The following is a 15,296-nucleotide window of genomic DNA, read 5'->3' as shown; positions in this document are numbered from 1 at the left end:
GTTACTAGTTACCAACAGTTAACTAGTAGCAAATATAAACTATTCTACCTATACCTTTGTCTAAAATCAACACATCATGAAAGTAGTAACGATCAATCAATATGGCCAACTAGAAGATGGATCCATTCCTAAACCAATTCCTAAAGACCATGAGGTTCTGATTCACATAAAAGTCAGTGGTTTTAATCCTATCGATTACCAGATGTTGGAAAATGAACACGAAAGAAAACTGATCAGTTCACCAATATTGGGACGAGAACTGGCAGGAATTGTAGTCGACAAGGGCACTCAAGTACTTGAATTTCAAATTGGTGATGAAGTTCTCTGTGCTAGTGGATCAATGGGAAGTAATGGTACATATGCTGAATTTATTACCGTTCCTGAAGCTATCGTTGTCTTAAAACCCAAGAAAATCTCTTTTGAGGAAGCGGCAGCAATACCATCCGCAGCGCTGACAGCACTACAAATTTTTAATCGGCTCCAAATCAGTCCGAAGGACACAATACTGATTACGGGAGCTACTGGAGGAGTCGGTTCGTTTCTTGTCAAGATATTAGTGGCGCATAAAATTAAGAATATCATGGCTACTGTAGGTAGTGAGGAAAGTACTAAACTTCTCTTGAATATGGGACTAAAGGAAAATCAGATCGTCAATTATAAACTGCCTAATCTAAGAGATAACCTGCTTAAAGCAAACAACAATCAACCATTTGATATCGGAATCGATCTGGTTGGAAACGAGATTGCTGAAATTACAGCGGAATTACTAAAAATTAATGGAATCTATGTTGATGTTACTTTTATGAACACCACGAAATCCCGTGAAACGCTCTTTAATAAAGGAATAAGCATCGTGAATATCTCCAATTATGCTCACAGCGTAAACAAAAATTACGCCTACTACAAAGATAATCTCCAACATATTTCCAAACTGATCCAGGATGGGACGATAAGTCCGCCAAGTTATAAAATTGTAGGCAAGCTTTCCACCGAAACAGTACTAGAAGCTCATCGCATACTTAAAAACAACCAGACAAAGGGAAATAAATTAATAATGATCCATGAATAAAATACCAAGAAGAATCGTCACCGGAATCCAAAACGGAAAGTCTGTAATCATTGAAGATAAAATTGTGGCAAATGCTGTAGAACATTTCCCTAATCTGGTCATATCAGACGTTTGGAATACCCAACAGATGCCCGCGAGCCTGGACTATGAAGTACAGATCCCGAATAAAGGTTTCCCCGAAACGCCAAAAAACGGAACGTATTTTCGTTATGTTTCTATCCCGCCTGATAAAGAACTGGGGGTGGATGTAAAAATCGGACAGCCCCACCCGATGATGCATCAAACCTCAACCTTGGATTACATCATTATCCTTTCAGGAGAACTCTATCTGATCATGGAAGAAGGTGAAACGCTTTTAAAAGCAGGAGATATTGTCATTCAGAGGGGCACTAACCACGCTTGGAGCAACCGCTCCGATCATCCATGTATACAACTTGCCATTTTAATTGACGCAGTACAGGAATAATTATTTCTAATTTACTGTTTTAATAAATGATAAGACCATCCTTTTGCCTTACTGTTCAGAGAGATAAATGCAGCCTGGAAAATGAATATGGACAATGGAACACGATCAGTGATTTTAATCTGATCAAAAAAATTATTATTCTTCAAAAAATTGGATAATAAAAGTATTTTCTTTTCTTTGTAAAAACACAAAAGAAAACACTTTCATAATGAACAATCTAGGACAGATTAATATTAACATCTTGATTAACGCTACAGTCGTGGTCATCGTCATTATTTGTTCAAAATGGGAGGTTAATACTTTGTAAGATATTTAAAAATAAATAATATTATAAAAAGCTTCCCAAAAAATTTGGGAAGCTTTTTTTTTGATTCCATGTTATGAAAAAGAAAAATATGACCGCTAAATTGTTCACTTTGAATTGCAAAAATCAACGTGATTTACTACCCGAAATCATTTCAACAATGCATCAATTAGGATTAGAAATTGAGACGATTTCACAATCCCGTACAGATATTCCGGAAATAGTTTTGATAACGATTGAGGTAGCTATGCCAGGAATCTTAATCGACAATACCATACTCACTCTTAAAAAAATAGCCGATGTACTGGATGTTACCATCACTTTTGGTTCTGTTTTAAATGCTGCTTTATTTAAAATATCATTCGACACAAATGAAAACATCTGGGAAATTTTACATCGTTACAATGTACGTTGTATTTCCATCGAAAATAACACACTTTTAATTCACCAGATCGCAAAAGAAGGCGATATTCAAAGGTTATACAATGCCTTAGAAGGTCCAGGATTAATATCTTTTTCGCAGTTGCCACTTTCAAATTATCAATCTACCATTTAATAACAGTTTCGGTACACAGCAATTATCCATTTATGCAACAGGAGTATGAGGAGAGTTATTCTTTAAAAGTTTATTAAATTAGTAGTGGAGTAAAAATAAATCAATTAAGTTGGAAGCTAAAAATATAATAACTAATGACAGAAACAGATATTTTAGATCAGGAAAATAGGCTTTATGAAGCGATCAAGGAAAGTAATATAAACGTGCTTGAAGAACTGCTGCACGATGAGCTGCTTTTTGTCCTTCCAAGCGGAGACGTCATCACAAAGGAAATGGATTTACAGAGTTACCGTGACGGTAATTTAAAAATCCGTGAGCTTATTCCCCATGTTGAACATCTAAACATCATAGATGATACAGCAGTGATTACGTTGACCTTGGAATTAAAAGGAAATTACAGTGGTCAAGACTTTGACAGTAAGTTTCATTACATCCGTTTTTGGAAAACATTCCCTAGTGGAATACAAGTAGTTGGAGGAAGTGGAAGGATTGTTCATGTTTAAACGGGCTGTACCATCTAAAAGCGTTGCAAAAAATCAGTAACTTTTTGCAACGCTCTAATTGAAAACGGTGCTACTACACGCAATTATTATTTATACCATACCGGTCCTGGTTTGTTTCCCATTTCGAATACCAATGTTGCTCCAGACATCATTTGCTGATGTGTGATATAACTTGTTTCAAGAGGTTTACCATCAATTGAAACAGATTGGATGTAGATATTATCTTTGCTGACGTGATTGGCTTTAACCGTAAATTTTTTTCCATTAGCAAGCATAATTTCGCTATGTGCAAAAAGCGGTGTGCCAATTTCATAGTGGCCACTGACCGGATCTACTGGATAAAAACCTAATGCACTGAATACATACCAAGCGGACATCTGTCCACAATCATCATTACCGCTTAAACCAGAAGGATTGTTCAGATACAGCTTTTCCATTACTTCGGCCGCATACTGTTGTGTTTTCCATGGCTGTCCAACAGCGTTAAATAGGTATAAGGCATGATGGCTCGGTTCATTGCCATGTGCATACTGCCCAATCATACCGGTGCTAAAAATAGGCAGTTTGGTTGTATCTGATGGATGGAAAGTAAACATACTATCGAGTTTTTGTCCAAAGCGTTCTTTCCCGCCGACCAAATTGATCAAGCCAGGAATATCGTGTTGTACCGACCAAAAATATTGCCAAGCATTACTTTCACAGATATGTTCGCTATAATCTTCAGGATCAAATGGACTTATAAATTGACCATTGCTATGACGTGGTTGCATAAACGACGTTGCTGGATTATAGACATTTTTATAATTTTTTGACCTCGCCAAAAATGTCGCTGCGATATCCGCTTTCCCCATCTTACTTGCCATCACTGCAATACAATGATCATCGAATGCATACTCTAATGTGCGGGATAAGGACCAATTTTCGGCATTATATTTATCGGAAACATCATATGGAACATAGCCGAGCTTTTTATATAGACCAACTCCTCTGTATTCATCTGTATTTGCTGAAGCTACACAAGCTTCAAGCGCTTTATTGACGTCAAAGTCACCGATCCCTTTTAAATAGGCATCGACGATAACAGGGATAGCGTGATGCCCGATCATCATATCCGTCTCACTTCCATAAATATTCCAAACCGGTAAACGACCATGTTGCTCGTAGAAAGCTATAAAGGACTTTATCATATCATTTACGCGATTGGGGTCGGTGATGGTAAACAAGGGATGTGATGCCCTATACGTATCCCATAATGAAAACGTGCTGTAGTTGGTCCAATTTTCGGCTTTATGTATTTTTCGATCTGCACCAAAGTAGGATCCATCTACATCTCCAAATATGGTAGGCGCTAACATACTATGGTACAATGCAGTATAAAATTTCACATTGGTCTCTTTATCTGCCGTCTGAATGGCGATCTTTCCAAGTTCATCATTCCAATGTTTTTCGGCTTGCGCGAGATAATAGTCAAAATCATCTTTTGGTGCTTCTGCTTTTAAATTGTTTGATGCTCCTTCCATACTTACTCCCGAAAGTGCTGTACTCAATGTAACTTGATCTCCTTTAGCTGTTTTAAAATCAAAACGGGCTTTAAAAGCCGTTCCGGTACGTTTAGTGGCTTTTGTAAGGGTGTCTGTAATGGATAGAATGGCAGTACTATCCAGGTGTACAGCAGTAAAGGGTTTTGAAAAACGTGTTTCGAAATAGACACGTTGCCCTCTCGCCCAACCTTCAGAAAATCGATAGCCGCGAATCGTTACCGAATCGACAACTTCAATATGCGAATCCACTGTCGAATCCCAGTTCATGGCTTTCTTCAGGTCTAAAAATACGGCAGCATCTGCTTCTGGAAAGGTATAACGCTGAATACCGCAACGAGGAGTTGCTGTCAATTCAACGTTGATATCATAGTCAGTTAATTTTACCTGGTAATATCCGGCGTGTGCCTGTTCATCGCTGTGCGTAAATTTGGAATGAATACCGAGTGGAGCCTCTGCTTCTTTGTAAGGAAGCGTAACTGGCATAAAAGAGATATCATACAGATCCCCTGCTCCTGTTCCACTTAGGTGTGTATGACTAAAACCAGCGATGGTGCTATCCGGATAGAAATATCCCGATATGCGGTCCCAGCCTGGTAAACCATTGTCAGGACTCAATTGGATCATACCAAATGGAGCCTGCGCTCCGGGGTAGGTATTCCCCGTAAAATCTGTCCCTATAAAAGGATTAACAGATTTTGCATACGAGTCATGCTGAGTATCTTTTTTGGAAGCACAGCCTAAAGTAACCAATAGACTCGCACAAACCATATAATTCACATATTTCATTGTATATATCGATTTTTAAATATTATTTACAACGTATTTCCATTATTAGAAGTAAATTCTCTTTACTGTCTAAAGGAATTTGATTTACTTTCAAACTTGATAAAGATCAATCCCTGCCCACTTTTCTAGTATCTATTTTTCATTCAATTTACCTATAAATTGTCCCCGTTAATCGGCCTAAATATGATCCTATAAACCTAAAAAATGTTTTAATAAAGAAAAATAAGAAGCCAATATAAGATAAATGGAGCGATCGGGAAAATTATTTTTAATTTCACCTAATAAATTTAAAACGTTTTAGCAAAATTACTAAAGACTGTCATGTCCTGAAACCAAGTATTGCAAATATTGACGCAGAACCAGCGAATATACATTTAAGCCGATACCTACTGTAAATTGTCCGTACCTTAATTTCACAGATAAAACGTTATGCATATGAAAAATTTAGAATTGTTAAAAGAAAAATTGACCAAGCTTTCCAAAGAACAGATGAAAGGTGTGCAAGGGGGTATGAAATGGACAAATGATAGAGGTGGAAATGTATATGATACAAGAAATTTAGCTGGTTGGCTCAAGCACCAAGCGTCATTATCAGCCGAAACTATTTTATTCGGCCACGATAGATATTAGTATCTGTAATACCGCATTAAGAAAGTACATCCGATCAGTCCAGTGCAAGTTATAAGGGTATTCGATTTTGAAGCATACCCGTTTAGGAGTACTGGTATTTTAGAAATAGGTTTAATAAAAGGTCTGCTGAGCACTCAAGGTTATTTCAGCAGACCTTTATGATTTAAAGCATACAAAATTCTTTTATAGATGACACCAAAGTTAAAAGAGCATTCTATTCCAAAAGAACCTAGTATAACAAATAAATCTCCACGCTATACATGTTTCAGTTGTTAAACATGAAAATGTTTTAACAACTGAAACATACATTTAAATACCATTTATTTAGTATTTTCACTATAATACAGATCAGAAAATAGTTTCGCCAGTTTAGCTGGCTCTTCTCTCCACGTAGTATACATCCCCTGCCCCATTTCATCAGGAATGCTATCAAGTGTCCCATCAGATACATTTTCCAATATTTTTATTGCTGTTCTATCTGGATCTGCCATTTTCCAATCGCTTCCCTTATTCATATCCGTGTCAATTGCTCCAGGATTAACAGCATAAACGGATACATCTTTTTTAGCCAGTTCTATTCTAACAGACTGGGTAGCAGAAAAAAGAGCTGCTTTTGAAGCTGCATATCCTGCAATGGATGGCAAAGGAGAATAAGCGGCGATAGAAATTATATTGATCATAAGGGAGGGTTTATTTCGGATCAGAATTGGCGCAAATGCGCGCATCATCTTTATTGTTCCAAAATAATTAACCTGTAGATCATTTTCCATTCCTAAAAGACCTCCTTCTAAGATATTTCCAGGGTTTACTGTTCCTGCATTGTTGATAAGAATTTCAGTATCCTGAGCAGCAGATGCAACCAATGCAACCTGCTTGTCATCTGTAATGTCCAGCGCTAAGTGTACTATCCGGTCATCATTAAATGTCGGCATTTTATTTACATCTCTGCATGTTGCATATATCTTTCCTACCCCATTATTTAGCAGAGCCTCTACAAATGATCTGCCTATACCCCTATTGGCTCCTGTAATCAGGATGGTCTTGTCTTTAAAAATTTGCATGTGTTTTATTTTTTTGGTTAACACAAAGCTAGTGCGAAAGAGAACGCTATAAAATCCGAAACGTGCGGTATTGGAAATTTATTAATTGTTATAAAAAAGCGATTAATTTTAATAAACTACTATAAGGTCTAAAATGTAAATAATCAAATTTGAATAAGGTAATTTTTGTACTTTTATAGAATCTGACCCCAGATTGCTACTACAATTTCCCGGAGAAGCTATCATATCATAAGTATATGTAAAGCCATAAAATAAGGTTGAAATCTCAAAATTAATAACATATGAAAAAATACATGTTACTCATAATAGCATACTTCGTAATCAGTTTGGCGAATGCTCAAGAATCAAATTCAAAAGCTTTTATGCAGGCTTTTAAACCACATTTAGGTAATTATTATGAAGGAATTATTACCGCTGGTGGAAAGGAAGGCGACGGATTTACAGGCAAACGCTTGTTGATGCAGGTAATGAGCTATAATGACAGTGCGATAAAAGTTCCCTTCTTCGTTGGGGATGACAAATCACGCACCTGGATCTTCTCTTTGAACAATAATCTTGTAGAACTAAAACATGATCATAGAAAACCGGATGGAAATCCTGACAAAATTACTTTTTATGGCGGGACCGCTACCAACGAAGGAACAGCTCATATGCAGATGTTTCCTGCTGATGCAGCAACTGAAGAACTTATCGATTACGCTGCTTATAATGTCTGGTGGGTAACAATTGATGAGACTAAGTTTTCGTACAACTTGAGGCGAATAGGTTCGGAAAGGGTCTTTTCAGTCGAATTTGATTTGACAAAACCGATTTCATCTGATTTTAAACCTTGGAATAATGCTAATTGAAAACATCATTTATCCTTAACAATACAAAGGATTTAATTATGGACAATGCAAAAGATCCAGTAATAATATTTTTCCGAAGTCTATTATTAACTACATGCTAGGAGGATATTTTGTTACCACACATATCGATGTTAAATAATATGGAAAGAAAATGAACTCAACAAGGATCACGTTAATCCCTGTTGAATGAATTCAACTGTACCATTATGAACATACAATTGAAATTCCATTTGATAATTAAAAAAGCAATATACATTACCAATCGATGGTGCTATTGTCACCACCAGCAAAGCACAAACATATCTTAATGATCGCTGAGGTAAAGATTAACATTAAATAAATAATCAAAGAAAAAAGACATTTCACACTGCTATCACATTATTATAAAACACTACAAATGAGTAAATTAAAATAAAAAAACAGAATATTTCAACCCATTCACCAGGATTCTTGACGCGCTAACATTAGCTATTTTATATATATAACAGCCTTATAAAAAAACAATATGGATACAGAACATTAAATGAATCTAGTTTTCGATTAATTTGGGTGCTTTTGGGAGCAAAGCTTTAACATACAATCATATTTTCAAAGCTTGATGTTTATTATCATGAAGCTAAAATAGAATTGTAAACAAAAAAATGAATTTGCTAAAAAAATATCCTACTCATTAACAGCATCATCTGTATCTGCCATAACGAATAAAAGCAGAATACTTGCAAAGTATAGGTTTCGTTTTTATATTTGCGACATCAAAGAAATCCTAATGCGGAAGTGGCGTAATTGGTAGCCGCACCAGACTTAGGATCTGGCGCCGCAAGGCGTGGGGGTTCGAGTCCCTTCTTCCGCACTTGATATCCTCCTGAGCTTAAAACCTTAGGAGGATTTTTTTATACTCCTTTCTGAAACATCATACCCTCCTGCTTTTATTAACCCCAGCATGTTGAAAAAAATGGAGTTATGCATCTACTTTCTCGATAATGAAATAGAGCAACTATCTTAAATATTATTTAAATTAGCTATGGCGCATCTATATTGATTTCCACCTAGGTTGGTTCATATTCTTATTGGGTGTGACCTTTGATTTTCATAAAAAACAGAAAGTAAATCATAATAGTTTGAAAAAGACAACCTGTACATTTGTATCCAATAAAGTATTTAAGATCTCATTATGTTGAAAGCTTCGGATGTCGAAAAAATAGATTTGTTACGAAATTCAGAGGATTTCTTACCAATAAGTCATGCCTACTTTGAGAATTGGAATATTCGTGTGGTGAGCCGAAAAGAGGATCCTTGTAAAAATTATTTGTCTCCACATCGTAGAGACTTTTATAAAATATTATATATTTCTAAAGGTACAGGTATTCTTACTATTGGTACCCACACTTATTATATAGATAATCCGACAATTATATTTCTGCATCCGAACGGAATAATCTCCTGGAAAAATCTTTCTGATGATTCTGACGGATATTACGTTCTGTTTAAAAAGCGTTATCTGGATGAGCAGCCGATCTTAAAAGTTGCTATGGAAAAATATGAACTGTTTAGTAAAATAGAGAAAAATGTCATTCGATTGGGAGAAAATGATCTAGCTCCTTTAAACCATTGGTTTGAAATCATGCTAAGGCAATATGAAGATCAGGATGATATGAAGGAGGACCGCTTACAAACGTATATGCAAATGGTGATGATCGAAAGTTTACAAGTTGCTAATTTTCCAAAACCAGATATTGTTAGTGATGAATATAGACAAATTCATGATTTTTTTCAATTACTGGAAGCAGAAGCTTCGAATATCAATAGGCATAATCCTGTACGCATTAAAACGGCTAAAGAATTTGCCAACTCGCTCGCTATACATCCAAATTATTTAAATGCGATATTAAAGAAGTATACGGGGCAAAATGTAAGCACACACATTAAAAATCGTTTACTGGAAGAAAGTAAAGCTTTATTGATACAATCGGACTGGAGTTTACAAGAAATCGGATTTAGTATAGGCTTTGCAGATCAGTCCAATTTTAATCAATTTTTCAAGAAAAATATAGGCCTAACTCCGCAAGGATTTAGAAAAAGCTATCAAATAAAAAATTAATTTATTTAAAACAGAATCTATGATTACAACAAAAGGATATGCGGCTCAGCAGGCTGGTGTTGAGCTTGCCGAATGGAACTTTCAACGTCGTGAACTGGGGCCTAAGGACGTACAGTTTGATATTTTATTTTGTGGGGTTTGTCACTCGGATTTACATCAGATTAATAATGATTGGTTTGAAGGTTTATTTCCCATGGTACCGGGACATGAAATCGTAGGAAGGGTTGTTCAAATCGGATCTGAAGTCACGAAATTCAAAATCGGTGATTTAGCAGGAACAGGATGTATGGTGGACTCTTGCAGAGATTGTGAAAATTGTAAGGAGGGACTGGAGCAGTATTGTAAAAATGGTAACGTACAAACTTACAATGGTGTGAATCCGTACACGGATGGTATGCCTACATATGGCGGCTATTCTAAAACAATCGTCGTTAATGAAGATTTTGTACTACATGTATCTGATAAGTTAGATTTAGCGGCAATAGCCCCCTTGTTATGTGCGGGCATAACTACTTATTCTCCCCTACGCCACTGGAAAGTGGGAAAAGGTCACAAAGTCGCAATCTTAGGATTAGGTGGCTTAGGCCATATGGGAGTGAAATTTGCTGTTGCATTTGGTGCTGATGTTACGGTGCTAAGTACTTCGCCTAAAAAAGAAGCGGATGCCAGAAAATTAGGTGCCCACCATTTTGTTGTAACAACAGACCCTGAACAGTTTGAAGCGGCTAAAGGAACATTTGATTTTATATTAGATACCGTTAGTGCAGAACATGATATCGCATCATATTTATCTCTATTACGTACAAACGGAACTCATATTTGTGTCGGAATTCCTGCAGTTCCTTCTCAAATACCGCCATTTGCACTATTAGATGGCCGTAAAAGTCTAGCCGGCTCGGGTATAGGCGGTATTAAAGAAACGCAGGAAATGTTAGATTTCTGTGCTGAAAATAATATTGTATCGGATATTGAACTGATCGATATTAAAGATATTCATGAAGCGTATAAACGGATGGAAAAAGGCGATGTTCGTTACCGTTTTGTGATTGATATGGCAACGCTGTAATCAATATAAAATACTGTTTTAGCTAGAGGAATAAAAACTTCTATGAAACAACTATTGTTGATTAATGTAATATTAATCAACAATAGTTTTAATGTAAAAGAATATAACTAATCATAATGCTTCCTGTTTTTCACATGAAGTTTATCAATACCATTCCGTTTATCATTACATTTACGATATATTAAGACGTTCGATACTGGAACAATAGAACCTGAAACTATCGTTTTAAATGATGAAGCAAGAAATAGAAATATTTTATCCTATTGATAGTAGAGCCTGGCGCGAATGGTTAATGGAAAACCATCAGACAAAACAGGCTGTATGGATTGTTTTTCATAAAAAAAGTTCTGAAAAAAAATCGATTACCTGGAGTGAGGCAGTCGATGTTGCACTTTGCTTCGGCTGGATTGACAGTAAAAGGATTTCTGTCGATAGTGAAACTTCCCATCAATATTTTAGCAGACGTAAACCTAAAAGTACTTGGTCAAAAATCAATAAACAAAAAATAATACATCTCATTGAAAACGGCCTCATGCATGAAGCTGGTCACAAGAGCATAGAAATTGCAAAGGAAAATGGTTTCTGGACAGTACTGGATGAGGTGGAAGAATTGATTATCCCAGAAGATCTTGAAGCGGAATTTGCAACTAAACCTCATGCTAAAGCATTCTATGTAAGTTTAAGCAAATCGGTAAAGAAAGCTATTTTACAATGGATTGTTCTTGCCAAACAATCGCAGGTACGACAAAAAAGAATCACTGAAATTGTCGAAAGTGCAGAACAAAACTTAAAACCGAAACACCTTCGATAAAACCTGCTTACCAGGAAACAATTATGTTATAGCGGTAATTATTCAAAAAGTTCCGAAAAATCAAAAAAATATTTATTTATATGAACTTTTTCTGAGCCCAAGTGTTCATCTCATATAAAGCAGTACTCAACATTACTTTTTATTAAGTATAAAACGATAAATGACGTAGTGCAGTAATAAAATCCAAGTGTCCCAAAACCATTTGGATGATGAAACAAAAAAGAGGAAACGATAAGAAACATAAAAATTACTGTGCAGTTGAACGCCAAGATAAAGGGTCTAATGAGAATTAGGCCCTTTTGATTTTAATCAATTTATAACAAAGGCCTGGAGATGCTCGCTGAACGTAAAAGTTAAACAAGAAGATCGATTTATAAATTACATATAGCAGAGAATTAAATTTACAACGGAATTAAAGCATCATTTTTAAATGATCTTTAGCAACGAAATGTAATAAATTCGAATTTCCTTATGGCATGTAAAGAACAATCAAAAAATACCTGACCTTCACGAATTTCTACGGTTTATAACTACAACACTACGTTATATTCATCGAAAAAATACCGTTTGATCGACAATGCTAATTTGTTATAAACTATCTTTCCATTCGATGGATATAAAAAACTTAATTCATTTATTTTTAACCGTTAAAACCACAATAAAGTCAAATAAATGATGGCAAGACATCTTTAAATAAGATGATTATCGGGAAGGTTTTATGGGCAGTAAACGATCCGCTTGTAGAAAATTATAAAAGATGAAGTGCTTGTAAAGGCATAGTATTTGTAAAATTGATTCTATAATTAATATATTTTGAAATGCAGTTTATACATCATGATAAAGACTGCATGTAACGAAAATAAATTTTATGATAAATGAGAATCTCCATATATATCTTCAAGCCTTAAATTCGGCAAACTCGGGTATTATTATCACAGATAATTTACAACCCGATAATCCTATAATCTATTGTAATAGTGCGTTTGAAAAAATATCCGGTTACAGTAAAGATGAAATAATAGGTCATAACTGTCGTTTCCTTCAAGCCCAGGACAGATCGCAAGCTGAAAGACAACTCCTTAAAGAAAGTATAAGAGATGGCATAGAGTGTAAGGTCGAAATTAGAAACTACCGAAAGAATGGTCAATTGTTCTGGAATGAATTATTCATATCTCCGGTTAAAAATGATGACGGACTGATTACGCACTTTATTGGAGTGCAAAATGATGTAACAAATCGGAAAAAGGTAGAGTACGAATTGCGTGAAGAGAAATCTTCTGTAGAAGAAAAAATTCAGCAACGCACTAAAGAACTGATGGGAAAGGAGGCTTTCTTATCCAGTATCATTCAAACAGTAAGAGAAAGTTTATTAGTTCTCGATTCTAACTACGTCGTTTTGAGTGCAAATAATCACTTTCTGAGTTCGTTTAAAGTTACTCAGGAAGAAACGGTGGGTAAAGTACTTTTTGAACTCGGAAACCATCAATGGGACATTGAAACGTTAAAAGATCTTTTAACGAAAATATTGCCGACAAATAATCCGGTCACAGATTATGAAGTGGAACATCATTTTCAGCATATTGGAAAAAAAGTGATGCTTCTAAATGCTTATAGAATAGAGTTTGAAGGACAATATAAAGACAGGATACTCATTGCTATAGAAGATATTACGGATAAAAAGGAACTGGATCGTAGAAAAGATGATTTCCTATCTATAGCAAGTCATGAATTGAAAACTCCGTTAACAACAATCAAAAGTCTTATACAGTTGCTTCAGCGTATGGATCCTGCTAAAAATCCGGATCTTTTTACTACTTCACTCGATAAAGTAGCGCTATATATAGAAAAATTAAATAAACTTATTTCTAAATTACTGGATACTTCAAAGATTCATTCCGGAAATATCGAGCTACATGTAGAACCTTTTGAAATTGATAAAACGATTAAAGATGCAATTGAAAATCTATCTGTTGCCACACCGGGATATCAGATTTCGTTTACAGGATGCACGAATGCTCTTGTAAATGGTGATGAGATGCAGGTTTTACAGGTCTTTAACAACTTGATTTCAAATGCAATAAAATATGCTCCAGAATCTAAAAACATAGAAGTATATATCAATACAGTAGGAAATTTTGTAAAAATTTCTGTTAAAGATTATGGAATGGGTATCGGTCACCAAGATAAAATCAAGATTTTTGAAAGATTTTTCAGAGCAAGCGATATTCAAAAAAAATACCCTGGATTAGGAATCGGCCTGTATGTTTCTCATGAAATTATTGTGAATCACAAAGGAACCTTATGGGTAGAAAGTGAAGTGGGTGAAGGATCGACCTTTAATTTTACGTTGCCAATCATAAAAAGTTAATGCTATGGATAAGAAAAGGATAATGGTTTGTGACGATGATCAAGGAATACTTGATGTGCTCCAGATGCTTCTGGAGATTGAGGGGTTTGAGGTTTTACCGCAGATCAATAGTATTCATATTATTAATGAAATTTTAACGCAATCGCCCGATCTTCTACTGCTGGACCTTTGGATGCCCATCTTGCCGGGCGATGAGATTTTAAAAATAATCCGGGATAATCCGGAGATAAAAAAGTTACCTGTTATTGTGATATCTGCGAGTGGAGACGGAAATAAGATCGCCATGGAAGCGGGAGCTGACAGCTTTCTAGCAAAACCTTTTGATCTCAACGAAATCATCTCGGAAGTGAATAGCTTATTACCACATTAAAGGTAATAAGTTAATGTTCATGGTAGCCGTATATGTAAATGAACATTATCGGGCGATGTGAATGAAATGATTTTTGACTTGTGATCGATCTATTTATGATTTTTTTCAAGAAAAATTGTCTTTAGCGATTAGCCTATTTGATATACTCAGTAATTATAGTACTTATTAAACCTAATCAGGGTTCTGTTAATATGATCATTTTCGATTGTTATGATGCTGTATCCATAAATCTGATCGTTTATAATGACAGTATCAACATCTTTTTCTATCTGACAGGAACAAGCAAGGGTTGAATATTGAAGTATATTTTTTCAGACGTGATATCTTCCATATGGTAATGTCCGCAAAAGATAGTTACTTCATTGTTAATCTGAAATAAAGCATATTTTATTTCGTCCCGTCTATTCAGAGCTGTACCTAGATAATCAATTGGAGTACTGATTTCTAAAATAGGATGATGCGAAAAAATAATATTTTTTTTACTGTTTGCAACTGTTCTTTGAGCCATATCAACTGTCCAGCAGTATAGCGTTAGAAGATGAATCCAAATAAATATATTTAAAAAAGTTATCTTCCTGTACGTTTAACATCACCTGTGCATCTGATGCAAAATCAGAAATAAAATATTTTGAAACTTCTGAAAAAGAATTATGATTACCGAGAATAATCCTGGGTTTGATACCATACAAACGAAGGGAGATTGTAACGTGAACTGTGTCAAGGGAATAATTTAATAAGATTTTTTATATTTAATTATTCAAACGACATGGTCATGAAAGAAAAGACCCCATTCGACTTTGAACGCTTCAAAGATGAAGC

General features: G+C 35.3%; 14 protein-coding genes and 1 tRNA gene. 12 read left to right on the top strand and 3 right to left on the bottom strand.

All coding sequences use genetic code 11. The features are described from left to right. Positions 1-76 precede the first annotated feature (76 nt). From JAZ75_RS11080 to JAZ75_RS11065, 4 genes are all read left to right on the top strand, one after another. Entirely contained in the window at positions 77-1,069 is a 993-nt protein-coding gene (locus JAZ75_RS11080; protein WP_208701810.1) for a zinc-binding alcohol dehydrogenase family protein, read from the top strand. Beyond that, entirely contained in the window at positions 1,062-1,535 is a 474-nt protein-coding gene (locus tag JAZ75_RS11075) for a cupin domain-containing protein (protein ID WP_208701808.1), read from the top strand. Before JAZ75_RS11080 ends, JAZ75_RS11075 begins: the two co-directional genes overlap by 8 nt. 380 nt (positions 1,536-1,915) lie before the next feature. Next, positions 1,916-2,395: a hypothetical protein gene (locus JAZ75_RS11070; RefSeq protein WP_208701806.1), complete on the top strand. Its 480-nt coding sequence runs from the start codon at positions 1,916-1,918 to the stop codon at positions 2,393-2,395. Between the two features lie 134 nt (positions 2,396-2,529). After that, positions 2,530-2,898 carry a nuclear transport factor 2 family protein gene (locus tag JAZ75_RS11065; protein WP_208701804.1) on the top strand — a complete coding sequence of 123 codons (369 nt, stop codon included), beginning with the start codon at positions 2,530-2,532 and terminating at the stop codon, positions 2,896-2,898. An 86-nt stretch (positions 2,899-2,984) separates the two neighbouring features. Here JAZ75_RS11065 and JAZ75_RS11060 read toward each other — a convergent pair whose 3' ends face one another. Next, the gene (locus JAZ75_RS11060) at positions 2,985-5,225 is read right to left on the bottom strand and encodes a GH92 family glycosyl hydrolase (RefSeq protein WP_208701801.1); all 2,241 of its coding nucleotides are present in this window, start codon (positions 5,223-5,225) and stop codon (positions 2,985-2,987) included. Positions 5,226-5,660: 435 nt separating this feature from the next. Here JAZ75_RS11060 and JAZ75_RS11055 point away from each other — a divergent pair, with 435 nt between their 5' ends. Beyond that, on the top strand, positions 5,661-5,855 hold the full coding sequence (locus tag JAZ75_RS11055) for a hypothetical protein (RefSeq protein ID WP_208701799.1): 195 nt from the start codon (positions 5,661-5,663) through the stop codon (positions 5,853-5,855). A 320-nt stretch (positions 5,856-6,175) separates the two neighbouring features. Here the strand turns inward: JAZ75_RS11055 and JAZ75_RS11050 are convergent, their stop codons facing one another. After that, positions 6,176-6,916, bottom strand: a complete 741-nt coding sequence (locus JAZ75_RS11050; protein ID WP_208701797.1) for an SDR family NAD(P)-dependent oxidoreductase — start codon at positions 6,914-6,916, stop codon at positions 6,176-6,178. 281 nt (positions 6,917-7,197) lie between these two features. On the opposite strand from JAZ75_RS11050, the gene JAZ75_RS11045 reads away from it, so the two are divergent. The 7 genes from JAZ75_RS11045 (at position 7,198) to JAZ75_RS11015 (ending at position 14,477) form a co-directional block, all read left to right on the top strand. Continuing rightward, on the top strand, positions 7,198-7,764 hold the full coding sequence (locus JAZ75_RS11045; RefSeq protein ID WP_208701795.1) for a hypothetical protein: 567 nt from the start codon (positions 7,198-7,200) through the stop codon (positions 7,762-7,764). 768 nt (positions 7,765-8,532) lie between these two features. Then, positions 8,533-8,614 (top strand) — tRNA-Leu (locus tag JAZ75_RS11040). A gap of 321 nt (positions 8,615-8,935) precedes the next feature. Continuing rightward, complete coding sequence (locus tag JAZ75_RS11035) at positions 8,936-9,862, top strand: AraC family transcriptional regulator (RefSeq protein WP_208701793.1); 927 nt, start codon at positions 8,936-8,938, stop codon at positions 9,860-9,862. 19 nt (positions 9,863-9,881) lie between these two features. After that, positions 9,882-10,928 (top strand): NAD(P)-dependent alcohol dehydrogenase, encoded by a 1,047-nt coding sequence (locus JAZ75_RS11030; RefSeq protein ID WP_208701791.1) that lies wholly within the window; start codon positions 9,882-9,884, stop codon positions 10,926-10,928. A 229-nt stretch (positions 10,929-11,157) separates the two neighbouring features. Further along, positions 11,158-11,739, top strand: a complete 582-nt coding sequence (locus JAZ75_RS11025; RefSeq protein ID WP_208701789.1) for a YdeI/OmpD-associated family protein — start codon at positions 11,158-11,160, stop codon at positions 11,737-11,739. An 868-nt stretch (positions 11,740-12,607) separates the two neighbouring features. Further along, entirely contained in the window at positions 12,608-14,107 is a 1,500-nt protein-coding gene (locus JAZ75_RS11020; RefSeq protein WP_208701787.1) for a PAS domain-containing protein, read from the top strand. A gap of 4 nt (positions 14,108-14,111) precedes the next feature. After that, a complete protein-coding gene (locus JAZ75_RS11015) occupies positions 14,112-14,477 on the top strand; it encodes a PleD family two-component system response regulator (protein ID WP_208701785.1) in 366 nt (121 codons plus the stop codon). A 265-nt stretch (positions 14,478-14,742) separates the two neighbouring features. Here JAZ75_RS11015 and JAZ75_RS11010 read toward each other — a convergent pair whose 3' ends face one another. Then, complete coding sequence (locus JAZ75_RS11010) at positions 14,743-14,985, bottom strand: hypothetical protein (RefSeq protein ID WP_208701782.1); 243 nt, start codon at positions 14,983-14,985, stop codon at positions 14,743-14,745. Positions 14,986-15,296: the final 311 nt, after the last annotated feature.

This window comes from Sphingobacterium sp. UDSM-2020 (assembly GCF_016132525.1).
GTDB classification, from domain to species: domain Bacteria; phylum Bacteroidota; class Bacteroidia; order Sphingobacteriales; family Sphingobacteriaceae; genus Sphingobacterium; species Sphingobacterium anhuiense.
This window is presented reverse-complemented; position numbering and strand designations above follow the sequence as displayed.